This window comes from Streptomyces sp. NPDC053665 (genome assembly GCF_055585285.1).
On sequence record NZ_JBVJKK010000006.1, the window covers coordinates 217,634 to 240,491 of the forward strand.

Annotated in this window: 21 protein-coding genes; 10 read left to right on the plus strand and 11 right to left on the minus strand. The window is 73.8% G+C overall.

Annotation, left to right across the window (positions count from 1 at the left end; genetic code table 11):
• Positions 1-13: 13 nt before the first annotated feature.
• The 4 genes from ACZ6ZN_RS24245 to ACZ6ZN_RS24260 form a co-directional block, all read right to left on the minus strand.
• Positions 14-436 carry a PPOX class F420-dependent oxidoreductase gene (locus tag ACZ6ZN_RS24245; RefSeq protein ID WP_398108411.1) on the minus strand — a complete coding sequence of 141 codons (423 nt, stop codon included), beginning with the start codon at positions 434-436 and terminating at the stop codon, positions 14-16.
• A 20-nt stretch (positions 437-456) separates the two neighbouring features.
• Positions 457-1,344: an NAD(P)-dependent oxidoreductase gene (locus ACZ6ZN_RS24250; protein ID WP_469649337.1), complete on the minus strand. Its 888-nt coding sequence runs from the start codon at positions 1,342-1,344 to the stop codon at positions 457-459.
• A 157-nt stretch (positions 1,345-1,501) separates the two neighbouring features.
• Complete coding sequence (locus tag ACZ6ZN_RS24255) at positions 1,502-2,746, minus strand: ROK family protein (RefSeq protein WP_469649339.1); 1,245 nt, start codon at positions 2,744-2,746, stop codon at positions 1,502-1,504.
• 35 nt (positions 2,747-2,781) lie between these two features.
• Positions 2,782-3,423 (minus strand): alpha-ketoglutarate-dependent dioxygenase AlkB family protein, encoded by a 642-nt coding sequence (locus ACZ6ZN_RS24260; RefSeq protein ID WP_398108414.1) that lies wholly within the window; start codon positions 3,421-3,423, stop codon positions 2,782-2,784.
• 56 nt (positions 3,424-3,479) lie between these two features.
• Between ACZ6ZN_RS24260 and ACZ6ZN_RS24265 the strand changes: the two genes are divergently transcribed.
• On the plus strand, positions 3,480-4,622 hold the full coding sequence (locus ACZ6ZN_RS24265; protein ID WP_469649343.1) for a methyltransferase: 1,143 nt from the start codon (positions 3,480-3,482) through the stop codon (positions 4,620-4,622).
• Here the strand turns inward: ACZ6ZN_RS24265 and ACZ6ZN_RS24270 are convergent.
• Together ACZ6ZN_RS24270 and ACZ6ZN_RS24275 are read right to left on the minus strand one after the other, a co-directional pair.
• Positions 4,612-5,472, minus strand: a complete 861-nt coding sequence (locus tag ACZ6ZN_RS24270) for a class II fructose-bisphosphate aldolase (protein WP_469649346.1) — start codon at positions 5,470-5,472, stop codon at positions 4,612-4,614. The genes ACZ6ZN_RS24265 and ACZ6ZN_RS24270 overlap by 11 nt on opposite strands.
• 36 nt (positions 5,473-5,508) lie before the next feature.
• Positions 5,509-6,390, minus strand: coding sequence for an SIS domain-containing protein (locus ACZ6ZN_RS24275; protein WP_469649348.1), 882 nt, complete (start codon positions 6,388-6,390; stop codon positions 5,509-5,511).
• Positions 6,391-6,506: 116 nt separating this feature from the next.
• On the opposite strand from ACZ6ZN_RS24275, the gene ACZ6ZN_RS24280 reads away from it, so the two are divergent.
• Together ACZ6ZN_RS24280 and ACZ6ZN_RS24285 are read left to right on the plus strand one after the other, a co-directional pair.
• Positions 6,507-7,286, plus strand: coding sequence for a DeoR/GlpR family DNA-binding transcription regulator (locus tag ACZ6ZN_RS24280; protein ID WP_398108418.1), 780 nt, complete (start codon positions 6,507-6,509; stop codon positions 7,284-7,286).
• Between the two features lie 122 nt (positions 7,287-7,408).
• Positions 7,409-9,244: a glycoside hydrolase family 15 protein gene (locus ACZ6ZN_RS24285; protein ID WP_469649350.1), complete on the plus strand. Its 1,836-nt coding sequence runs from the start codon at positions 7,409-7,411 to the stop codon at positions 9,242-9,244.
• A gap of 3 nt (positions 9,245-9,247) precedes the next feature.
• Here ACZ6ZN_RS24285 and ACZ6ZN_RS24290 read toward each other — a convergent pair whose 3' ends face one another.
• The gene (locus tag ACZ6ZN_RS24290) at positions 9,248-10,210 is read right to left on the minus strand and encodes a hypothetical protein (RefSeq protein ID WP_469649352.1); all 963 of its coding nucleotides are present in this window, start codon (positions 10,208-10,210) and stop codon (positions 9,248-9,250) included.
• Between the two features lie 190 nt (positions 10,211-10,400).
• Between ACZ6ZN_RS24290 and ACZ6ZN_RS24295 the strand changes: the two genes are divergently transcribed.
• The 3 genes from ACZ6ZN_RS24295 (at position 10,401) to ACZ6ZN_RS24305 (ending at position 13,703) form a co-directional block, all read left to right on the plus strand.
• Positions 10,401-10,613, plus strand: a complete 213-nt coding sequence (locus tag ACZ6ZN_RS24295; RefSeq protein ID WP_398108421.1) for a heavy-metal-associated domain-containing protein — start codon at positions 10,401-10,403, stop codon at positions 10,611-10,613.
• A gap of 2 nt (positions 10,614-10,615) precedes the next feature.
• Entirely contained in the window at positions 10,616-12,859 is a 2,244-nt protein-coding gene (locus tag ACZ6ZN_RS24300; protein ID WP_469649355.1) for a heavy metal translocating P-type ATPase, read from the plus strand.
• A 142-nt stretch (positions 12,860-13,001) separates the two neighbouring features.
• Entirely contained in the window at positions 13,002-13,703 is a 702-nt protein-coding gene (locus tag ACZ6ZN_RS24305) for a phosphatase PAP2 family protein (protein WP_469649357.1), read from the plus strand.
• Positions 13,704-13,768: 65 nt separating this feature from the next.
• Here ACZ6ZN_RS24305 and ACZ6ZN_RS24310 read toward each other — a convergent pair whose 3' ends face one another.
• The 4 genes from ACZ6ZN_RS24310 to ACZ6ZN_RS24325 form a co-directional block, all read right to left on the minus strand.
• A complete protein-coding gene (locus tag ACZ6ZN_RS24310; RefSeq protein WP_398108424.1) occupies positions 13,769-14,221 on the minus strand; it encodes a phospholipase in 453 nt (150 codons plus the stop codon).
• 256 nt (positions 14,222-14,477) lie between these two features.
• Positions 14,478-14,969: a hemerythrin domain-containing protein gene (locus ACZ6ZN_RS24315; protein ID WP_398108425.1), complete on the minus strand. Its 492-nt coding sequence runs from the start codon at positions 14,967-14,969 to the stop codon at positions 14,478-14,480.
• Between the two features lie 89 nt (positions 14,970-15,058).
• Positions 15,059-15,229 carry a hydrophobic protein gene (locus tag ACZ6ZN_RS24320; protein WP_398108426.1) on the minus strand — a complete coding sequence of 57 codons (171 nt, stop codon included), beginning with the start codon at positions 15,227-15,229 and terminating at the stop codon, positions 15,059-15,061.
• A gap of 116 nt (positions 15,230-15,345) precedes the next feature.
• Positions 15,346-17,244, minus strand: a complete 1,899-nt coding sequence (locus tag ACZ6ZN_RS24325; protein WP_469649362.1) for a CASTOR/POLLUX-related putative ion channel — start codon at positions 17,242-17,244, stop codon at positions 15,346-15,348.
• 290 nt (positions 17,245-17,534) lie between these two features.
• On the opposite strand from ACZ6ZN_RS24325, the gene ACZ6ZN_RS24330 reads away from it, so the two are divergent.
• From ACZ6ZN_RS24330 to ACZ6ZN_RS24345, 4 genes are all read left to right on the plus strand, one after another.
• Entirely contained in the window at positions 17,535-19,547 is a 2,013-nt protein-coding gene (locus ACZ6ZN_RS24330) for a flavin monoamine oxidase family protein (RefSeq protein ID WP_469649364.1), read from the plus strand.
• A gap of 221 nt (positions 19,548-19,768) precedes the next feature.
• Positions 19,769-20,752: a Bug family tripartite tricarboxylate transporter substrate binding protein gene (locus tag ACZ6ZN_RS24335; protein ID WP_469649844.1), complete on the plus strand. Its 984-nt coding sequence runs from the start codon at positions 19,769-19,771 to the stop codon at positions 20,750-20,752.
• Positions 20,749-21,291 carry a tripartite tricarboxylate transporter TctB family protein gene (locus ACZ6ZN_RS24340; RefSeq protein WP_451878600.1) on the plus strand — a complete coding sequence of 181 codons (543 nt, stop codon included), beginning with the start codon at positions 20,749-20,751 and terminating at the stop codon, positions 21,289-21,291. Before ACZ6ZN_RS24335 ends, ACZ6ZN_RS24340 begins: the two co-directional genes overlap by 4 nt.
• A gap of 1 nt (position 21,292) precedes the next feature.
• The gene (locus ACZ6ZN_RS24345) at positions 21,293-22,786 is read left to right on the plus strand and encodes a tripartite tricarboxylate transporter permease (protein WP_469649367.1); all 1,494 of its coding nucleotides are present in this window, start codon (positions 21,293-21,295) and stop codon (positions 22,784-22,786) included.
• The last annotated feature ends 72 nt before the right edge of the window (positions 22,787-22,858 follow it).

Here is a 22,858-nt window from a genome sequence, read left to right on the forward strand (position 1 = left end):
GCGCCCGTCCGTCTCAGCCGCCGGGCTGGTCGCTGTCCTTCATCGAGCCCCAGCCGTGCCAGCGGTCGACCTCCACCCAGGCGCTGACCCGCGGCCGTTCGCGGTCCGGGTAGGGCCCGCCGGTGTAGTGCCGGGCGAGGAGGTCGATGTCCGCCAGGTCCTCGTCGTCGTAGATCTCGGTGACCCGGCCGATGAGCGTGACGTGGGTGTACCAGTCGTCCCCGGCGAGGACGGTGAGGGTGACGCGCGGGTCGCGGCGCAGGTGCTTGAGGCGGACGCGGCCCGCGTCGAGGTTGATCAGTGCCCGGCCGTCCTTCCAGGCGTACCAGGTGGCGGTGGTCACCGGCGCTCCGTCGGAACGCAGCGTGGCCATGACGCACGGGTTGGGCCGGGCGAGCAGGGCCTGGGCCTCGGGCGGCAGCGGCGGCTTGGACATGCGGGAACCTCCTGGGTCTGTCAGCGGGAGTGGTCGTCGAAGCTGGCGAAGTAGGCGGCGGCCATGTCCTCGTCGGCGTGGCCCTGCACCGCGGCGCGCTCCAGCCGCTCGGCGGTGGCCGCGGCGACGTCCAGGCGGACGCCGTTGTCCGCGCCGGCCCGGGCGATGAGGCGGGCGTCCTTGGCGGCGGTGCCGACCGCGAACTGGGGCGGGGTGAGCCGGTCCTCGAGGATGAGGCCGGACTTGGCCCGCAGATAGCCCATGTCGAGCGGGCCGCCGGCGATGAGGTCGAAGAACGCGTCCGGGTCGACGTCCAGGGCCTTGGCGAGCGCCAGGCTCTCCCCGGCGGCGGCCGTGACGGCGAGGACCCAGCTGTTGGCCACGAGCTTCAGCCGGGTCGCGCTGCCCGCCGACCCGTCCTCGCCGGTCCACACGGTGCGGGCGCCCACGGCGTCGAACACCGGCGTCACCCTGTCCCGGCCGCCGGCGGGCCCGGCCGCGAGCACGGTCAGCTGCCCGTCCTCGGCCGGCTTCCGGGTGCCCAGGACGGGCGCGTCGTAGAAGAGCAGCCCGTGCTCGCCGGCCAGGGCGGCCAGACCAGCGACGGCCTCGACGCCGGCGGTGGTCGACTGCACCCAGGCGGTGCCGGCGCGCAGGCCCGGTGCCGCCTCGCGCACGGTCGCCTCGGTCACGGGTCCGTCGTGGAGCATCGTGAGGACGACGTCGGCGTCCCGGACCGCCTCGGCGGGGGTGCCGGCGACGTGCGCGCCCTCGGCGGCGAGCGGTTCGGCCTTGGCCCGGGTGCGGTTCCAGACGCGCACGGTGTGCCCCGAGCGGGCGAGGTTGCGGGCCATCGCCGCGCCCATGATGCCGGTGCCCAGGACGCTGACGGTGAGCTGGTCGGTCATGGTGTCGACTTCCTCGGTGGTGCGGTCGGGTGTGCTGCCCGCGGGACGGGCGTCGTCCGGTGAACGGGTCCCCCCGGCGCGGGGATCATGCACGGCTTGCGCAGGCGGATGCGGCTCCCGGGTGCGCCGGAGGGCCGTCCCCCGCCGCGCCAGGGCGTCACCCCTGCCGTGCCAGGGCCCCGAGGGGATCGTCCAGGACCGGCTGCCAGGCCAGTTCCGCCGCGCCGACCAGGCTGTTGTGGTCGAGGGTGCACGCCAGGATGGGAACGCCGCCGCTCTGCCCCCACAGACTGCGGTCGGCGACCACCGCGCGCAGGCGGGCCGGGTCGGCGTCCAGAAGGGTGCGGTGCAGGCCGCCGAGGATGATGCGGTCCGGGTTGAGGATGTTGACCAGCCCGGCCAGTCCGAGCCCCAGGCGGTCGATGAGGGCCTCGGTGGCGGTGCGGACGGCCGGGTCGTCGTAGTGGTGGCGGATCAGGTTGATCGACTGCTGGAGCAGGGACACCTCGGGGCCCGGGGCGCGTCCCGCCTCCGTGAGGAAGGCCAGCGGATCGGTCTCCACGTCGAGGCAGCCGCGGCTGCCGCAGTGGCAGGGGCGGCCCTCGGGGTGCACGGTCAGGTGGCCGACCTCCAGGGCGAGACCGGAACTGCCGCGGTGCAGACGGCCGTCGAGGACGAGGGCGCCGCCGACGCCCCGGTGGCCGGTGGCGACGCACAGCAGGTCGCGGGCGCCGCGGCCGGCGCCGTGCCGGTGCTCGGCGAGCGCGGCGAGGTTGACGTCGTTCGCGGCGAACGCGGGCCCGCCGAGGCCCGCCGCGCGCACCTGCTCGGCGAAGATGTCCCGCACGGGCGCTCCGGCGGGCCAGGCCAGGTGCAGGGGGTTGAGGGCCAGTCCGTCGGGTTCGGCGACGGCGGACGGCACGGCCAGGCCGGCGCCCACGCACCGCCGTCCGGTCTCCCGCAGCAGCTCGGCCCCGGCGGTGACGACGGAGGCCAGGACCTTCGCGGGGTCGGCGTCGACGGTCTCGCAGCCGGGCGCGGTGGCGACGATCCGCCCGCCGAGCCCCACCAGGGCCGCGCGGAAGCCGTCGGCGTGCACCTGCGCGGCGAGCGCGACGGGCCCGTCCTCGGCGACGGACAGGCGGTGCGAGGGCCTGCCCTGCGAACCGGCCGCGGCGCCGGGGCGGGCGTCGACCCGGATCAGGCCGAGCGCCTCCAGTTCGGCGGCGACCGCCCCGGCCGTCGCGCGGGTCACCCCGAGTTCGGCGGTGAGCACGGCCCGGGTCGGCGCCCGTCCGGTGTGCACGAGCTCCAGCGCGGGTCCGAGCGCCGCGCGCCCCCGGTCGAGCCGCGTCCTCGTGGTGCTCCCGTCCCCCGGCCGGGGGTCCGCCTTCCCGCTCATGAGGGCGAGTCTCCCATGATCCGCCGCGTCGGCCGCTACAGGCCGCTGACCCGCAGCGTGATGTTGAGCCGCCCGCTCAGGCCCAGCCCGGGCGGTGCCGTGCCCGGGTGGATGCGGGGCACCCCGTGGTGGGCGAGCCGGGAGGGGCCGCCGAACACGAACAGGTCGCCGCTGCGCAGCTCGACGTCGGTCCAGGGCCGGTTGCGGGTCTCGGTGTTGCCGAAGCGGAAGACGCAGCTGTCGCCGAGGCTCAGCGAGACCACGGGCGCGTCCGCCTTCTCGTCGCTGTCGCGGTGCATGCCCATGCGGGCGTCGGCGTCGTAGAAGTTGATCAGCGCGATGTCGAAGGCGGGGTCCGGTCCGCCGAGGGTGTCGCGGACCGCGCGGCGGCCCAGGTCGCCCAGGAGGGGCGGGAAGGGCTTGACCGGGGCGCCGTCCCCGTCGGCGACGGTCCGGGCGTAGCGGTAGGGGTACCAGTGCCAGCCCAGGCACACCTGCCGGGCGCTCATCGTGCCGCCGCCGGGGGTGCGGACGGTGCGCAGCCCGGCGGGCGGCCGGGCCCAGGCGCGGCAGGCCTCGACCAGCTCGCGCTGGTCCCGCGCGTCCAGCCAGCCGGGCACGTGCACCGCTCCCGGGGCGATCTGCGCGCGCTCACGGGGGAACAGCTCGGCGTCCATGCCCTCCATGGTGCCCGACCAGGGGCGACGGACCGCTCGGCTAGCCTGGTCGCACGATGGACGACCGTATGACGACCCCGTGGGGCGAACTGGCGCTGACCCGTTTTCCCGAGGACCCGCGTGACCGGCTGCGCGCCTGGGACGCCTCCGACGCCTATCTGCTGAGGCACCTGGCCGGGGAGCGGGTGCCGCTGTCGGGGAACGTCGTGGTGGTCGGTGACCGGTGGGGGGCGCTGGTGACGGCGCTCGCGGCGCACCGGCCGGTCCAGATCACCGACTCGTATCTGACGCAGGAGGCGACGCGGGCCAATCTCGCCCGGGCCGGTGCCGGGCCCGGGGCGGTGCGGCTGCTCACCACGCAGGATCCGCCGCCGGAGCGGGTCGACGTGCTGCTGGTGCGGGTGCCGAAGAGCCTGGCGCTGCTGGAGGACCAGTTGCTCAGGCTGGCGCCGGCCGTGCACGCGGGGACGGTCGTGGTGGGCACGGGCATGGTCAAGGAGATCCACACCTCGACGCTGCGGTTGTTCGAGCGGATCCTGGGACCGACCCGCACCTCCCTCGCCGAACAGAAGGCGCGCCTGATCTTCTGCACCCCGGACCCGGCGCTGGAGCGGCCCGCGGGTCCCTGGCCCCACGTGTACGCGCTGCCGGACGACGCCGGGCCGGTGGCGGGGCGCACGGTGGTCAACCACGCCGGGGTGTTCTGCGCCGACCGGCTGGACATCGGCACGCGCTTCTTCCTGCGCCACCTGCCGCCGGGCCGGGGCGGCCGGGTGGTGGACCTGGGGTGCGGCAACGGGGTCGTGGGGACGGCGGTGGCGCTCGCCGGCCCGGGCGCCGAGGTGCTGTTCGTGGACGAGTCCTTCCAGGCGGTGGCCTCGGCGGAGGCGACGTACCGGGCCAACGGCGTGCCGGGGCGTGCGGAGTTCCGGGTCGGGGACGGGCTGGCCGGGGTGGCGTCGGGCAGTGTCGACCTGGTGCTCAACAATCCGCCGTTCCACTCCCACCAGGCGACGACGGACGCCACGGCCCGGCGGATGTTCACCGGGGCGCGGCGCGCGCTGCGGCCGGGCGGTGAGCTGTGGGTGGTCGGCAACCGTCATCTGGGCTACCACGTCACGCTGCGCAGGCTGTTCGGCAACAGCACGCTGGTGGCGAGCGACCCGAAGTTCGTGGTGCTGAAGGCCGTCAAGCGGTAGCGGCGCCGAGGGTCTGCAGGGTCCTCGCCACCGTCCGGGTCATCGCCTCGCGCGCCACGGTCAGGCAGCCGCGCGGGTCGACGGCGTCGGGGTGCGCGGCGAGGGCGTCGCGGACCGCGCCGGTGAACGCGATGTTCAGGGCCGTGCCGATGTTGACCTTGGTGATGCCCCCGGCGATCGCGGCCGTGAGTTCGCCGTCCGGGACGCCGGAGGAGCCGTGCAGGACGAGGGGCACGTCCAGGGCGGCGGACAGGCGTTTGAGCAGGGCCTGGTCGAGGGCGGCGGTGCGGGTGGTCATGGCGTGGGAGCTGCCGATGGCCACGGCCAGGGCGTCCACGCCCGTGTCGGCGACGAAGACGCGCGCCTCGTCGGGGTCGGTGCGGGCGCCGGGGGCGTGGGCGTCCAGCGGGGCGCCGCCGTTCTTGCCGCCGATCCGGCCGAGCTCCGCCTCGATCCACAGGCCCCTGGAATGGGCCCAGTCGACCGCGGCCCGGGTCGCGGCGAGGTTCTCGTCGTAGGGCAGGCGGGCCGCGTCGTACATCACGGAGCTGAAGCCGGCGTCGGCGGCCTGGTGCAGGAGGGCGTCGCTGCACACGTGGTCCAGGTGCAACGCGACCGGCACGGCGGCCTGTTCGGCGCAGGCGGCGGCCGCGCGGGCCAGCGGGAGCAGCCGCCCCCCGTGGTAGGCGACGGCGTTCTCGCTGATCTGGAGGACGACGGGGGTCCGTTCGGACTCGGCGCCGGCGACGACGGCCTCGGCGTGCTCCAGCGTGATGACGTTGAACGAGGCGACGGCCGAACGGGCCGCGGCGGCGCGGGTGACGAGTTCGCCGGTGGTGGTCAGGGGCACGGGGTCTCCTGGGTGGGGAGGCGGGCGTCCGGCGGGTCAGGGGGTGAGGATCACGGAGCGGGTGAGGTGGCGCGGGCGGTCCGGGTCGAGGCCCCGGGTGGCGGCGACGGCGACCGCCAGGCGCTGGGCGCGGACGAGTTCGGCGAGCGGGTCGAGCTCGCCGCTGATCCACCAGGCGCCGGTGGCGCGCACCTGGTCGGCGAGTCCGTCCGGCGCCTCACCGAGCATCCAGGTCGCCGTGCCCGCGGTGCTGACGCTGATCGGGCCGTGCCGGTACTCCATCGCCGGATAGGCCTCCGCCCAGGCCAGCGCGGCCTCCCGCATCTTCAGGCCGGCCTCGTTCGCCAGGCCGACGGTCCAGCCGCGGCCCAGGAAGGTGAACTGGCCGCAGTCCGCGAGTCCTTCGGGCAGCGGGTCGGCCAGTGCCGTGCGGGCGTCGGCCACCGCGCGGTCGGGGTGCAGACCGACGTGGGCGCGCAGCAGGGTCAGGGCGGTGGTGGCGAACCGGGTCTGCACGACCGAGCGTTCGTCGGCGAAGTCGAGGACGGCCAGGTCGTCCGCGGCCTCCGCGACGGGGGTGCCGGGGTCCGCGGTGATCGCGGTGGTGCGGGTGCGGCCCTTCAGCCGGCCGAGCAGTTCGAGGACTTCGGTGGTGGTACCGGAGCGGGTCAGGGCGACGACCCGGTCGTAGGCACGGCCGTGGGGGAACTCCGAGGCGGCGAAGGCGTCCGTCTCGCCCTGGCCCGCGCCCTCGCGCAGGGCGGCGGCGGCCTGCGCCATGAAGTACGAGGTGCCGCAGCCCACGACGGCGACCCGCTCCCCCGGCGCCGGCAGCACCCGCGCGTGGCCCGGTGCCTCCGCGGCGGCACGGGCCCAGCACTCCGGCTGGCTGGTCAGCTCGTCCTCGACATGCGTCATACGACACCCTCCGGTCTGCTTGTTCCTGCAAGATAGCGCCTGGTTTCGAACATCATCAAGCATCGCGGGCAGACCGGTGCAGTAGGGTCGCTCGGAGATCGAGAGTGGAGGTGCCCATGTCGCGCGACGCCCGCTGGAAGGCGCTGCTGGAACTGCTCGTGGAGCGCGGCCGGCTGGACGTCGAGGACGCGGCCCGCGAGCTCGGGGTGTCGGCGGCGACGATCCGCCGGGACTTCGACCAGCTCGCGGAGCAGCAGATGCTGGTGCGCACCCGGGGCGGTGCCGTGGTGCACGGGGTGTCGTACGAGTTGCCGCTGCGCTACAAGACGGCCCGCCGAGCCTCGGAGAAGCAGCGGATCGCCAAGGCCGTGGCAGATCTGGTGGCGCCCGGTGAGGCGGTGGGCCTGACCGGGGGGACGACCACCACCGAGGTGGCCCGGGCCCTTGCCGTGCGCGGGGACCTGGCCTCCGGCACCCCGGCGCTGACCGTCGTGACGAACGCGCTGAACATCGCGAGCGAGCTGGCCGTGCGGCCGCAGTTCAAGATCGTGCTGACCGGCGGGGTGGCCCGGGCCCAGTCCTACGAGCTGGTGGGGCCGCTCGCGGACGGCGTGCTGGGGCAGATCACCGTCGACGTGGCGGTGCTCGGCGTGGTCGCCTTCGACGTCCGGCACGGCGCCGCGGCCCACGACGAGGCGGAGGCGGCGGTCAACCGGCTGCTGTGCGAACGGGCGGAGCGCGTGGTGGTGGCGGCCGACTCCAGCAAGCTGGGACAGCGGGCGTTCGCCCGGATCTGCGCGGCCGGCACGGTCGACACCCTGGTCACCGACACGGCCGCCGACCCGGGCGCGGTGCGGGACTTCGAGGAGGCGGGACTGCGCGTCGTGACCGTCTGAGGGCGGCTTCACCGGGCCCCGGGGCCTGTCTGACGATTCCCGCCGCCGCCCGGAGTCAGGCGGGAAGTGTCGGTAAGGCCCTAGGCTGGTGCACAGGCGCCTGTCGGGCCAGGGAGGCTGTCATGGGCGTGACGGCGGAAGACAGCGGCGGAGCGGGCGGTCGGCGGTACGTGCCGATCGCCGAGCACGGGCTGATCGGTGATCTGCGCAGCGTGGCGCTGGTGGGGACCGACGGCACGATCGACTGGTACTGCTGCCCGGCGTTCGACGCGCCGAGCGTGTTCGCCTCGATCCTGGACGCCGAGCGCGGCGGCTGCTTCGAGCTGGCGGCGTCCGTGCCGGCCCGCACCAAGCAGTTCTACTTCCCGGACACCAACGTCCTGATCACGCGCTTCTACACCGAGGACGGCCTCGGTGAGGTGCAGGACTTCATGCCGGTCGACGGCGAGTCGTCGGAGGCCGAACGCCACCGGCTGATCCGCCGGGTGGTGTGCGTGCGCGGCTCGGTCCCGTTCCGTACCCGGGTGGCTCCCCGGTTCGACTACGGCACGCGCCCGCACACCGTGCGGCTGACCGGCGAGGTGGCCCTGTTCGAGGCGGGGGACGTCTCCCTGGCGCTGACGGCGACCGTCCCCCTGGAGGCCGACGGCTCCGACGTGCGCGGGGACTTCAAGCTGAGCGAGGGCGAGACGGCGGTGTTCGCGCTGGACAAGGTGGGCGGCGAGGTGACGCCCCGGCACTGCGCGCACACGGAGGCCGAGGAGCAGTTCGCGGCGACGGTGGCGTACTGGCGGCGCTGGCTGGCGGGCTCCCGGTACAAGGGCCGCTGGCGGGAGATGGTGCACCGCTCGGCCCTCACGCTGAAGCTGCTGACCTACGCGCCGACCGGGGCGATCGTGGCCGCGCCCACGACGAGCCTGCCCGAGAACCTCGGCGGGGAGCGCAACTGGGACTACCGGTACGTGTGGGTGCGCGACGCGGCCTTCTGCGTCTACGCCCTGCTGCGGCTGGGCTTCTCCGGCGAGGCCGAGGCGTTCATGAGGTTCGTGAGCCGGCACATCAGCCCCGGGGACGGCGCGCACTCCGGGCCGCTGCAGATCATGTACGGCATCGACGGGCGCACCGACCTGCCGGAGCGGGAGCTGGACCATCTGGAGGGCCATCACGGCTCGGCACCGGTGCGGGTCGGCAACGCGGCGGCCGACCAGCTCCAGCTCGACATCTACGGGGCCCTCATCGACTCCATCTACCTGTACGACAAGTGGGCCCAGCCGATCTCCAGCGACCAGTGGGACGACGTGTGCGCCCTGGTGGACTGGGTGTGCACGCACTGGGACCAGCCCGACGAGGGCATCTGGGAGACCCGCGGCGGGCGCAAGAACTTCCTGTACTCGCGGCTGATGTGCTGGGTGGCCGTCGAGCGGGCCATCCGGATGGCGAACCGGCGCGGGCTGCCCGCCGACCTGCCCCGCTGGCGGGAGTGCCGCGACACCGTCTACCGGCGGATCATGAGCAGGGGCTGGTCCGAGGAGCGCCGGGCGTTCGTCCAGTACGAGGGCGCCGACGTGCTGGACGCGTCCGTGCTGATGATGCCGCTGGCGAAGTTCATCGCCCCGCGCGACCCGAAGTGGCTGTCGACGCTGGACGCCCTCACCGAGGACCTGGTGTCCGACTCGCTGGTCTACCGCTACGACCCGCGCTCCAGCCCGGACGGGTTGCGCGGCGACGAGGGCACGTTCTCCATCTGCTCGTTCTGGTACGTCGAGGCCATGGTGCACGCCGGCCGGATCGACGACGCCCGCCTCGCCTTCGAGAAGATGCTGACGTACGCCAACCATCTCGGCCTGTACGCCGAGGAGATCAGCCACACGGGCCAGCAGCAGGGCAACTTCCCGCAGGCGTTCACCCACCTCGCCCTGATCAGCGCGGCGTTCAGCCTGGACCGGGCCCTCGGCTGAGGCTCAGTGGCCGTGCCCGCCGTCCGGATGCCCCTGGGGGGTGTCCGTCGCGGGCGCCGTGCCCCCGGCCCGCACGGTGAACGCCGCCGTGTGGACCCGCCCGTCGTGCTTGAAGTCGAGGAACAGGCGGTACGACCCGGCGCTCGGGGCGGTCGCGGTGAACGAGATCTCCGGGCCGGGGCGGGTCGAACCGTCCCCGGGTTCGCCGTTCGGGTGGACGTGCAGATAGGCGAGGTCGCCGGCGCGCAGGGCGACCAGGTGGCCGTAGGCGCCCAGGTAGGGCTGGAGGTCGGTGACGGGCCGGCCGTCACGGGAGACCTTCAGTTCCAGTTCGCTCGCCCTGCCGGGGTCCAGCCGGCCGGCCAGCTCGACCTCGTAACCGCCGGCGGTGGTCTCGGCGCTCGGTGCGGGGAGGTCCTGCGGCCGGTAGGGGCCGGTGGCGGCGAGGTCGGCGCCCAGGGTGAGGTTCCCGGCGTCCTTCGCCGCCGGGGTGAAGTCGGCGAAGACGCGGTAGCCGCCGGCGCGGGGCAGGTCGACGGGCGTGCTCCAGGTGCCGTCCGCGGCCCGGGTGGGGTGCAGGTGGCGGTAGGTGACCAGGTCCCGTGAGGCCACGATGAGGTGGAGTTCCTTGTCGTGCTCGCGCTGGTAGGCGGTGAGCGCGCGCCCGGCGGCGTCCCGCACGGTGAAGCGCAGGTCGGCGCGCCGGCCCGCGGTGACGCGCGGGGTCTTCAGGTCGAGGGTGTAACCGCCTTCGGAGATCTGCAGTCCGCCGGCCGGGGGTGTGTCGTGCCCGGCGTGGCCGCGGCCCGGCTCCGCGCGCTCCGGCGAGGGTCCGGAGTGGTCGTCCTCGTGCCGGGGCGGGCCGTCCGCGACGACGGGGTCGACCCCCTGCCCCACGCCGTAGGCCGTGCCGAACGTCGCGGCCAGGGCGACGGCGAAAGTGGTGATCTTCAGTCCGGTGTTCATGGCCGTCGACTCCTTCGGATACCGGTTCGCTCCCGCGACTGCGGGGTCTCCATGCAGCTCACCATACCCCCCGGGGGTACCAAGTCAAGCGGTTCCCACGCTTGCGTCGCATACCCGGTGGGGGTATACAGGAAAACGCGGCGGGGATACCCCCGCCCCGTATTCGTGGATCTCTCAGAGGAGGCACCCGATGCCCGCCACCACCTATGCCGTCTCCGGAATGTCGTGCGGCCACTGCCGGACCGCGGTGACCGAGGCCGTCGGCGAGCTGGCCGGGGTCAGCGGAGTGGAGGTCGACCTCGACGCCGGGCACGTCACCGTCACCGGACCCGGCGAGCCGGACGACGAAGCCGTCGCACGGGCCGTCGACGAGGCCGGCTACGAGCTGACCGGACGGGTCTGACCATGACCACCGCCACCACCGGCGCCGAAGCCGAGGTCGAGCTCGCCATCGGCGGCATGACCTGCGCCTCCTGCGCGGCGCGCATCGAGAAGAAGCTCAACCGCATGGACGGGGTCACCGCCACCGTCAACTACGCCACGGAGAAGGCGAGGATCGGCTACAGCGGCGACGTCTCCGTGCACGACCTGATCGCCACCGTCGAGGCGACCGGCTACACCGCCCAGGAGCCGGCACCCCCCGGCGAATCCGGTCCGTCCGGCGCCGCCGCCGACGAACTGCGGCCGCTGCGCGAGCGGTTGATCACCGCCGTGCTGCTGGCGGTACCCGTCGTCGCCCTGGCGATGATCCCGGCGCTGCAGTTCACCTACTGGCAGTGGCTGTCGCTCACGCTCGCCGCCCCCGTCGTGACCTATGCGGCGTGGCCCTTCCACAAGGCGGCGCTCACCAACGCCCGGCACGGCGCCGCCACCATGGACACGCTGATCTCGGTGGGGGTCTCGGCCGCGTTCCTGTGGTCGCTGTGGGCGCTGTTCCTCGGCACCGCGGGCACGCCCGGCATGACCCACCCGTTCGAGCTGACCATCGAGCGCACGGACGGTGCCGGGAACATCTACCTGGAGGCCGCCGCGGGCGTGACGGCCTTCATCCTGGCCGGCCGGTACTTCGAGGCGCGTGCCAAGCGCAGGGCCGGAGCGGCCCTGCGGGCCCTGCTGGAACTGGGCGCCAAGGACGTCACCGTGCTGGACGGGGACGGCCGGGAACGGCGGGTCCCCGTGGCGCAGTTGCGGACCGGCGACCGGTTCGTGGTCCGGCCCGGGGAGAAGATCGCCACCGACGGGACGGTCCTGGAGGGGTCCTCCGCCGTGGACGTCTCGATGCTCACCGGGGAGTCCGTGCCCGTGGAGGTGCGGGCGGGCGACGCGGTCACCGGCGCCACGGTCAACGCCGGCGGACGACTCGTCGTCCGCGCCACGCGCGTCGGCGCGGACACCCAACTGGCCCGCATGGCGCGGCTGGTGGAGGACGCCCAGAACGGCAAGGCCGCGGCGCAGCGGCTCGCCGACCGGATCTCCGCGGTGTTCGTGCCGGTCGTGATCGCCCTGGCGCTCGGCACGCTGGGCTTCTGGCTCGGCAACGGCGCCGGGCTGACGGCGGCGTTCACCGCCGCGGTCGCCGTCCTCGTCATCGCCTGCCCCTGCGCCCTCGGCCTGGCCACCCCGACCGCGCTGCTGGTCGGCACCGGCCGCGGCGCCCAGCTCGGCATCCTCATCAAGGGTCCCGAGGTACTGGAGTCCACCCGCCGCGTCGACACCGTCGTCCTCGACAAGACGGGCACGGTCACCACCGGCCGGACGACCCTGCTGGCCGTGCACACCGCCGACGGCACCGACGAGGCCGAGGTGCTGCGGCTGGCCGGCGCCCTTGAGCACGCCTCCGAGCACCCGGTCGCCCGGGCCGTGGCGGACGCGGCGCTGGAGAAGCTGGGCACGCTGCCCACGCCGGAGGACTTCGCCAACGTGCCGGGACTCGGTGTGCAGGGCGTCGTCGACGGCCACGCCGTGCTCGTCGGCCGGGAGCGGCTGCTGGCCCAGTGGGCCATGGAGCTGCCGCCGGTGCTGGCCGAGGCACGGGCGGCGGCCGAGGAGGCCGGGCGCACGGCCGTCGCGGTCGCCTGGGACGGTGCGGCACGGGCCGTGCTGGAGGTCGCCGACGCGGTGAAGGACACCAGTGCGCAGGCGGTCGCCCGGCTGCGGGCGCTGGGCCTCAGGCCCATCCTGCTGACCGGTGACAACGAGGCGGTGGCCCGGTCCGTCGCGCGGGAGGTCGGCATCGACGAGGTGATCGCCGAGGTGCTGCCGCAGGACAAGGTCGACGTGGTCAAGCGGTTGCAGGCACAGGGCCGATCGGTCGCCATGGTCGGCGACGGCGTCAACGACGCGGCGGCGCTCGCGCAGGCCGACCTCGGGCTCGCCATGGGCACCGGCACCGACGCCGCGATCGAGGCGGGCGACCTCACCCTGGTGCGCGGTGATCTGCGCACCGCCGCCGACGCGATCCGCCTGGCCCGCCGCACCCTGGGCACCATCCGCTCCAACCTCTTCTGGGCGTTCGCCTACAACGTGGCGGCCCTCCCGCTGGCCGCGTCCGGCCTGCTCACCCCGATGCTCGCCGGGGCGGCCATGGCCTTCTCCTCGGTCTTCGTGGTGGGCAACTCGCTGCGCCTGAGGACGTTCCGAGCGGCATAGCGACGACGGCGCGGGCGCGCGGGTCACCGGGGTGGCCGCCCGCCGAGCGGGCACTCGTCCGGTACCGGCCCGCGGGGGCGCCGAGCGTGCGCCCGGAGTGAGCCGGTACCTTGCTGAAGAAGGCCACTGCGGGGAGAAGCACATGACCGATCCGACGACCACAGCCGCGGACGCCCCTCGTCCGCTCCCGGGGGACGAACCGTCCCCGCTCCGGCCCGTGCGGCTGGCGAAGGCCGTGCTCGGTGATCTCAGGGCCGTGGACGGCGCCCTGTACGCGGCGGTGGCCGCCACTCCGACACCCACGCTCGACCGGGCACTGCGCCATCTGTCCCACGCGGCCGACCACTCGAAGATCTCCTTCGGCATCGCCGCCGCGCTGGCCCTGGCCGGGAAGCGGCCGCGCAGGGCCGCTCTCGCCGGTGTCGGCGCCATCGCCGTGGCGTCAGCCTCGGCCAACCTCCTCGGCAAGCGGCTCGTGCGCCGCGCCCGGCCGGACCGGGAGGCGGCCCGGGTGACGGTGGACCGGCACGTGCGGATGCCGACCTCGGCGTCGTTCCCGTCCGGACACACCGCGTCCGCTGTCGCGTTCGCCACGGCGGTGGGGGTCGTGCTGCCTCCCGCCGCGGTGCCGCTCGGCGCGCTGGCCGGTGCCGTCGGCTACTCACGCGTCCACACGGGCGTCCACTACCCGGGCGACGTGGCGGCGGGCGCGGTCCTCGGCATCGCCAGTGCCGCGGCGGCGCTGGCCGCTGCGGCGGCCACCCCGTCGACGAGGACGCAGGCCCTGCTGGCGGCGGCCCGTTCGTGGCCGCGCCTCGGCATCGGGATCGCCCTGCGCCGCTGAACGAGGCGGCGGCCGGGCACGGGCACCCGGCCGCCGCGAGGTCGGCTCCTCGAACCGACGCCTGGTCAGCCGAAGGCGCGCACCGCCTGGTAGTACGTCCACGCGGTGCTGTTGCAGGAGGTCTTCGTGGCGCCGCCGTACGCGGCGCAGACCCGCTTGAGGTCCTCGTAGAAGGCGCTGTCGATGCGGGACTTGTTGGCGCTGAAGGTGCCGGCCGCCTTGTAGTTGCGGTAGCCGAAGTCGTGCCGGGCGCAGGACAGGGAGAAGGGGAAGCCGAAGGGGTTGTCCGGCGAGGAGGAGCAGTAGTCGGTCGACCAGTCGAAGGCGTACGCGGACCACGCGGCCTGGTTCGCCCGGGCGGCGGCCCAGGTGCTGTAGCTCGACGCGCTGGTCTGCGTCCAGCTCGCGAGCACCTGGGGCTTGTCGGCGGGGGCGGCGCTCGCGGTCGTGGCGGTGCCCACGACGGTGACGAGGGCCAGGGTCGAAGTGGCGAGACCGGTGGCGAGTCTTCGGTGCATCCCACACCTCCATCAGCCGCGGCCCGTCCATCGGACCGCAGGTTCATGACAAGAGGATGACCACGTCCGCTGGACGCTCACACCTGTCGCACCGCAACAGTGCTTGAATTCCGATCGATCGCGGGGAAACGCCAGGCGACCGGACGCCCCGTCAGGTCAGCGGGACACCGGACACGCCGGGAGCCCGGACCCCTGGTGGGTCCGGGCTCCCTCATGGTCGTCCTGCGGGGCCGGTCGCCGTACCGGCCCCGGCGGGTCAGGACTCGACGATCTTGCGCACGTTGTCCACGGAACCGCAGCCGGCCTTCAACTGGCGCTCGCGCTCCTCGAGGAAGGCGACGCCCAGCTCCTCGCGCCGTTCCATCGCCACGTTCTCGCGCGCACCGTTGAGGATGGTGCGCTCCTCCTCGTCGGCGTGGTGGGTGATGGCCTCGACCAGCTCCTCGAGCTTCTCGTCCCACTCGTCGGAGCCGACCTCGTCCACCTGGAGGAGGGCGAGGAGCGCCTCGTTGCCCTCCTCGTGCTCGTGCTCGCCGTGCTCGACCTCGTCGTCGTCGATGTTCTTGTACCGCTTCAGCGCCGGGTACACCTCGGACTCCTCGGCGACCGCGTGCGCGATCAGCAGGTCCGAGAATTCGCGCAGGGCACCCTCACGGTCGGCTTCGACGCTGCGCATCTGACGGAAGAGCTCTTCCATGCGCCGATGGTCCTGGAGAATGAGCTCGACGACGTCGTTCGTGTCGGCCATGAACAGGAACCCCTTTCGTACGGAGAATTGCGTCTTTTCCCTTTACCCCGTTCCCGGCGTTCCGTGCCCGGGGAACGGGCCGGCCGGGTCTACCAGCGGTACCAGCGGCTCCGGCGGCCGCCACTGCCCGCGCCGCGCAGCACGAAACCGAGCAGCCAGACCACCAGCACGATCACCGCGACCCACCACAGCGCCTTCAGTGCGAATCCGGCGCCGAAAAGGATCAGGGCCAGCAGCAGGACGAGAAGCAAGGGAACCATTCTTATCCACCTCCGCCACTGCTGATGCCCGGCCTTTCGCTGAACACACAGCCGCATTGCATCGTTTTTCCAGGTGGCTGACGGGCAGGCGGACGGATTCGACGGCACGGGGGGCGTCAGTCCCGGCCGACGACGACGACCTCGTCCCCGGCCGTCCAGCGGCGCCGCTCGGCCTTGGGCGGGTTGACCCGCACCCCGTGGCCGGGGCCGGCCGCTGCCTCGTCGTGGCTGCGGTAGCCGATGGCGCACTCACCCCGTTGCCGTGCCGCGGCCACGACGGTGGCGAAGGCCGTCTCGCACCCGGGCAGCACGTAGTCGCCCGCCGGCCGCAGGCGGATGCCGGTGCCGTCGGCGGAGAACAGTTCCTCGAAGACCGCGGCCAGGTGCCGGTTCTGGGAGATCTGCGCCATCAGCAGGCCGATGAGCTTGCCGCTGATGATCACGTCGGCGCCCGGGCTGATGGGGGCCAGGGCCCGGTTGCGGTCGTCGACCAGCTCGGTGACGACCGGCAGCTCCCGCCCGGTGGCCTCCTCCAGCTGGCGCAGCAGCAGGAGCGTGACGAGCGTGCGGTTGTCGGGGTGGTCCGTGGTCTGCCCGGGCACGGGGTCCCGGCCGAGGACGATGACGCTGTCGTAGGAGTGCACGTCCAGCCGGCGCAGGGTCTCGGGGCGGGTGACGTCCCCCTGGTGCAGGGTCAGGGCCAGGTCGGTGCCGTGGTGCGCGCCGGACTCGTGCACCTGCCGGACCGTCTCCTCGCCGCAGTCGGCCACCACGTCGACGGCCGACCCGGGCAGGGCGCGGCGGCGCAACTGGTCGACCATGAGCGGCGCCCTGCGGTTCCAGCCCAGCAGCAGGACCCGCTCCGGCCGCGCCGGTGTCGGTGGGCCGGCCGCCATCACCGCCTTGTCGACCCACTGCCCGCACTCGCCGGGCCAGGCCGTGTCGTCGTCGCGGGAGACGACGATGAGCAGATCGTCCGCGGCGATGGCCGTCTGCGGCGGCGGGGCGAGCAGCGGGGTGTCGCCGCGCACCAGTCCCACCACGCTGGAGGTCGGATAGGACAGCAGCGCGTCACCGAAGGTCCGGCCGGTCAGGGACGCCTCACCGACCAGGTAGAACTCGTCGCCCGCGAAGTCCAGCAGCTCCTGGTGGACCAGGGAGAGCCCGGGGCGGCGGGCGGCCTGGACGATCAGCCGGGCCGTGACCGTGTCACTCTCCAGGACGACTCCGCCCGGCCCGGCGGCGAGGACGGCGGCCAGCCGGTAGCGGTCGTCGCGGACGGCGGCAACGACGGGCGGGCGGCTCTTGGCCCCGGCCAGCGCGGCCCGCAGCGCCAGCAGCGTCTTGACGACCTCGGCGTCGGCGTCCGGCTCGTCCCGGGGCAGCACCAGCACGACACCGGCCGTCGCCGGGCTGGTCAGGGTCAGCACGGCCGGGTCGGTCGTGGGGCCGCTGCGGCAGATCAGCCGTGTGCGGCCGAGGGGCCCGGCCTTCGTCCCGAGGGCCTCCTCCATCGCGGTCTTGTCGCGGTCGGCCAGCACCGCCACCGCGGCGCGCCGCAGGTTGGCGTTGGCGGCGACCAGTTCGCCGACCACCGTGAACACCTGCTCCGACCAACCGAGGACCACGACGTGCCCCTGTTCGAGCACGGTCGAGCGGCCCCGCCGCAACGCGGTGAGCCGTTCCGTGAGGGCCGTGGTGATCAGACCGACCAGCGTCGACACGTACAGCAGCGCCACGAGGGCGAGCAGCACCGACATCGTCACGCGCAGCGGCGTGCCGGTCGCGCCGCCCAGCCGCAGGGTCTGCCCCGTCAGGTGCCACACCTGCCCCAGCCGGTCCGGCAGGGCCTCGGGCGCGTCCGGGTCGGTCCACACCACCACCGCGCTGGCCGGGACGACGACCGCCAGGCACAGCAGTGCCATCCACCCGACCAGGGCGGAGGCGCCGCGGGCCAGTGTGCTGTCGAACCAGTAACGGGCCCGGTCACCGAACGAAGTGCGCCGCTGCGCCACCCTTCCCCTTCCGTCGCCCCGGCCCTTCCGTGCGCCGGTGGGCGCCGCTGTGCGCGTGCGGCGCGCGGACGGACGGAGAGCGCGGGTGTGAGTACGCAAGTCGCAGTCTGAGGGCTCGCACCGGACTGCGAGCGCGGTTCCGTCGCGCATTCATCCCTTCGGGTTCACCGAGCGTGCCGAGAGCGCCATCTCTCGCGTGACGTGCGGGTTTTGCCCGGGATTCGCTCCTTGGGGGCAACGCCCGGGCGAAAGGCGGCGGCCCCGGATGGGCGACCGCTACAAAGATCGCCATGACTGAAGATCACGCGGTGGCGCGCCCGGACGGCGGCTTCTCCCGGCGGAGTTTCGCGGCGGTGGCCGGCACGGCCACCGTGGCGACGGCCCTCACCGGCGGTACCGCCACGGCCCTGCCCGCACCGGCCGCGCCACCCGCCCCCGGCGTCGCCCCCGGCGCAGCCCGGGGCGCCGACCCCGAGCGGTGCCTCGCCGTGGCCCGCGCCCTGCTCGTCCTCGACTCGGACGACCGCCCCCTCGTCCCGCGCTACCAGCGCGTCCTGCGGGACGGGCTGCCGGCCCGCCGGGCCCGTCCCAAGGACGTCCTCGTCGTGGGCGCCGGCCCCGCGGGGCTGGTGACCGCCTGGCTGCTGAAGCGGGCGGGGCACCGGGTGACGGTCCTGGAGGCCAACGGCAACCGGGCGGGCGGGCGCGTCAAGACGTTCCGCAAGGGCGGGCACGAGGGCGCCGCGCAGCCGTTCGCCGACCCCCGTCAGTACGCCGAGGCGGGCGCGATGCGCCTGCCCGGCAGCCACCCGCTGGTCATGCAGCTCATCGACCAGCTCGACCTGAAGAAGCGGCGCTTCCACTACGTCGACGTCGACGAGGAGGGCCGGCCCGCCGCGCGCACCTGGATCCACGTCAACGGCATCCGGGTGCGGCGCGCCGACTACGCCCGCTCGCCCCGGCGCGTGAACCGCTCCTTCGGCGTCCCGAAGGCCCACTGGGACACCCCGGCCGCCGCCATCCTGCGCGCCGCCCTCGACCCGGTGCGCGACGAGTTCAGCCGCGTCGGGCCCGACGGCAAGCGCGTCGACAAGCCCCTGCCCGAACGGCTGCGCGGCTGGGCCCGTGTGGTGCAGCGGTTCGGTGACTGGTCGATGTTCCGCTTCCTCACCGAGCACGCCGGCCTCGACGAGCGCACCGTCGACCTGATCGGCACCCTGGAGAACCTCACCTCCCGCCTGCCGCTGTCGTTCATCCACAGCTTCATCGGCTCCTCCCTCATCAGCCCGGACACGCCCTTCTACGAACTGGAGGGCGGGACGGCCGTCCTGCCGGACGCGCTGCTGGAACGGGTGCGCAAGGAGGTGCGGTTCGACCGCCGGGTGACGCGCATCCAGTACCACCACCCCGACCGTCCGGCGCCGGAGGGCGGCCATGTGCGGGGCAAGGGCCCGCACGTGTGGGTCGACACCGTGTCCGAGGGCCGTGACGGCCCGGTCGTCCGCGAGCAGTTCACCGCCGACGTCGCCGTGGTGACCGTGCCGTTCTCCGGGCTGCGGCACGTGCAGGTCGACCCGCCGCTGTCGTACCGCAAGCGCCGCGCGGTCAGCGAACTGCACTACGACAGCGCGACCAAGGTGCTGCTCGAGTTCAGCCGCCGCTGGTGGGAGTTCGACGAGGCGGACTGGAAGCGCGAACTGAACGCCGTGAAGCCGGGCCTGTACGAGGCGTACCGCACCGGCCGGGCGCCCGCGGACGGCAGTCTGCTGGGGGCGCACCCCTCGGTGCCGGGCGGGCACATCACGGCGGCCCAGCGCACGCACTACGCCGCCAACCGCGCGATCGGGCGCGACCAGCCGGAGGCGGCCGGCGTGGTGGGCGGCGGCTCGGTGTCGGACAACGCCAACCGCTTCATGTTCAACCCCTCGCACCCGGTTCCGGGCAGCCCGGGCGGTGTGGTCCTCGCCTCCTACAGCTGGGCGGACGACGCCCTGCGCTGGGACTCCCTGGACGACGAGGCCCGCTACCCGCATGCGCTGTGCGGTCTCCAGCAGGTCTACGGGCGGCGCATCGAGGTCTTCTACACCGGCGCGGGCCGCACCCAGAGCTGGCTGCGCGACCCGTACGCCTACGGGGAGGCGTCCGTGCTGCTGCCCGGGCAGCACACGGAACTGCTGCAGGCGATCCCCGCGGCCGAAGGGCCGTTGCACTTCGCGGGGGACCACACGTCGGTGAAGCCGGCCTGGATCGAGGGGGCCCTGGAGTCCGCCGTCCGGGCCGCCCTGGAGGTGCACACCGGCTAGTCCGTCCCGAGCGAGGGGCCCCGGCGCGCAGGCGCCGGGGCCCTTTCGTCGTTGCGGACGCCCCGGGGGCGGCGGCTGCGCCACGACCGCAATGACCACAACATCCGTTGGTTGCGCAAGCGAGACAGCCCGTCGGCGTCCGGGCACCATGTGGCCCACCTCACCCTCCCCCACAGGGCCTTTCCCTACCCGCAACGACGTACCGACAGGTGGTGGCACTCGTGCGCCTGCGCACCCCCCTCGCCCTGCTCGGGGCCGCCGTGCTCGTGTTCGCCGGGCCGCCGCTGCTCACCGCCGGCAGTGGCTCCGGGACCGGCACACAGATCCCGGGCCTGCGCCTCATGGTCCCCAACACGCCCGGCGGCGGCTACGACATCACGGCCCGGACGGCCGCGAAGAACGCCGAGGACGCCGGACTGACCCACAACATCGAGGTGTTCAACCTGCCCGGCGCGGGCGGCACCGTGGGCCTGACCCGTCTGGTGAGCGAGCACGGCAACGGCAAGCTCGCGATGTCCATGGGTCTCGGTGTGGTGGGCGCCGTCCGGTCCAACGACGCCCCCACGACGCTCGGCGACACCACCCCGATCGCCCGGCTCACCGAGGAGCAGGACGTGGTGGTCGTGGCCAAGGACTCGCCGTACGAGACGATCGACGATCTGATCGGCGCTTGGAAGGAGGACCCGGGCAAGCTGCCGGTGGGCGGCGGGTCCTCACCCGGCGGACCCGACCATCTGGCCCCGATGCTGATGGCGAAGGCCGCCGGGATCCCGCCGAAGCAGGTCAACTACATCCCCTTCGACGGCGGCGGTGAGCTGCTGGCCTCCATCCTCGGCGACAAGGTGGCCTTCGGCGTCTCCGGAGTGGGCGAGTACCTCGACCAGATCAAGGCGGGCGAGCTGCGCCTGCTGGCGGTGACCGGCCCGGAGCGGGTCGAGGGACTGGACGCACCGACGCTGACGGAGGCGGGCTACGACGTGAACTTCACCAACTGGCGCGGCATCGTCGCTCCGCCCGGCCTGAACGACGCGGAGCGCGAGAAGCTCGTGCGGCTGGTCGAGGAGCTCCACGGCTCGGACGAGTGGCGCACGTCGATGGAGCAGAACGGCTGGGACGACGCCTTCCTCACGGGTGAGAAGTTCGGCGCGTTCCTCGAAGCCGAGGACAAGCGCGTGGTGTCGGTGCTGAAGGAGCTGGGACTGTGACGACGACGCCGACCACCGGCGCGCCCCCCGCCGAGCAGGGTGAACGCCGCTCCTGGCTGCGGGAGCACTCCGAACTCGGCGTGTGCGTCCTGCTGCTGGCGCTGGGCGTGCTCGTGCTGACCGACACGCTCACCATGGACGTCGACATCGCCCAGCGCGGCCCCGTCGGTCCGAAGACCGTGCCGGTCGTCGTCGGCGCCGGTCTGCTGGTGATCGCGGCCCTGCTCGCGGTGGACGTGCTGCGCGGCGGCCGGGGCCAGGCCGAGGGCGGTGAGGACGTCGACCTGTCCGAACCCGCCGACTGGCGCACGGTGTCGCTGCTCGCCGGGGTGTTCCTCGGCGCGGCGGTGCTGATCGAGCCGCTCGGCTTCCCCGTCGCGGGCGCGCTGCTGTTCTGGGGCGCGGCGTTCGCGCTGGGCAGCCGCAGGACCGACCGCGATCCGCTCATCGCGGCCGGGCTCTCCCTGCTCACCTACGTGGTCTTCGACAATCTGCTGGGAGTGCCCCTGCCCGGTGGCCCGCTGATGGGAGTGCTGTGACATGAACGCCTTCAACTCCCTCCTGGGCGGCTTCGGTACGGCCCTCACCCCGATCAACCTGCTCTGGGCCGCCGTCGGGGTGCTGCTCGGCACGGCCATCGGCGTGCTGCCCGGCATCGGGCCCGCGATGGCGGTCGCCCTGCTGCTGCCGGTGACGTACGGGCTCGACCCGACCGGCGCGTTCATCATGTTCGCCGGCATCTACTACGGAGCCATGTTCGGCGGCTCGACGACCTCCATCCTGCTCAACACCCCCGGGGAGAGCGCGGCGGTGGTGGCGGCCATGGAGGGCAACCCCATGGCCAAGTCCGGGCGCGGCGCCCAGGCCCTGGCGGCGGCCGCGATCGGGCACTTCGCCGGCGGCATGGTCGGCACGCTCCTGCTCGTCGCCCTCGCGCCGACGGTGGCCGAACTGGCCGTGGACATCGGCGCCCCGGACTACTTCGCCATCATGGTGCTGGCGTTCATCGCGGTGACGTCGGTCCTGGGTTCGTCGCGAGTCCGGGGCCTGGCCTCCCTGCTCATCGGACTCACCCTGGGGCTGGTGGGCCTGGACCAGATGACGGGGCAGCAGCGCCTGACCTTCGGTGCGCTCCAACTGGCCGACGGCATCGACGTGGTGATCGTCGCGGTCGGTCTCTTCGCGATCGGCGAGGCCCTGTGGGTGGCCGCGCATCTGCGGCGCAGCCCGCCCGAGCCGATCCCGGTGGGCCGGCCCTGGCTGGGGCGGGACGACGTGCAGCGGACCTGGAGGTCGTGGCTGCGCGGCCCGTTCATCGGCTTCCCGTTCGGCGCGATCCCGGCGGGCGGCGCGGAGATCCCCACCTTCCTGTCGTACGTGACGGAGAAGCGCCTGTCGAAGCACCGGGACGAGTGGGGCAAGGGCGCCATCGAGGGCGTCGCCGGTCCGGAGTCGGCGGCGTCGGCCTCGGCCGCCGGCACCCTGGTGTCGATGCTGACCCTGGGCCTGCCCACCACGGCGGTCGCGGCCGTCATGCTGGCGGCCTTCCAGCAGTACGGCATCCAGCCCGGCCCGCTCCTGTTCGAGCGCGAACCGGACCTGGTGTGGGGCCTGATCGCCTCCCTGTTCGTCGGCATGGTGCTGCTGCTCGCGCTCAACCTGCCGCTGGCGCCCGTGTGGGCCAAGCTGCTGCGCATCCCGCGGCCGTACCTGTACGCCGGGATCATGTTCTTCGCGGCGGTCGGGGCGTACGCGGTCGGCGGGGAGGTCGTCGACCTGGTGATCCTGCTGATCATCGGCCTGATCGGCTTCGGCATGCGCCGGTACGGCCTGCCGGTGCTGCCCGCAGTCATCGGCGTGATCCTCGGGCCCAACGCCGAGCAGCAGTTGCGGCGCGCCCTCCAGATCAGCGACGGCAGCGTGACGGGCCTGGTCGACACGCCGTTCGCGGTGACGGTCTACGCGGTGATCGCGCTGCTGCTGGCCTGGCCGCTACTGAAGAAGGCGGTGCGGCGCGGACGCACGGCGGCCTGACCCCGCGGGGACGCCCGCGCGGGGGGCGCGGCTCGGACGTGCCGCGCCTCTTTCGCGTCTCGTCCGCGCCGG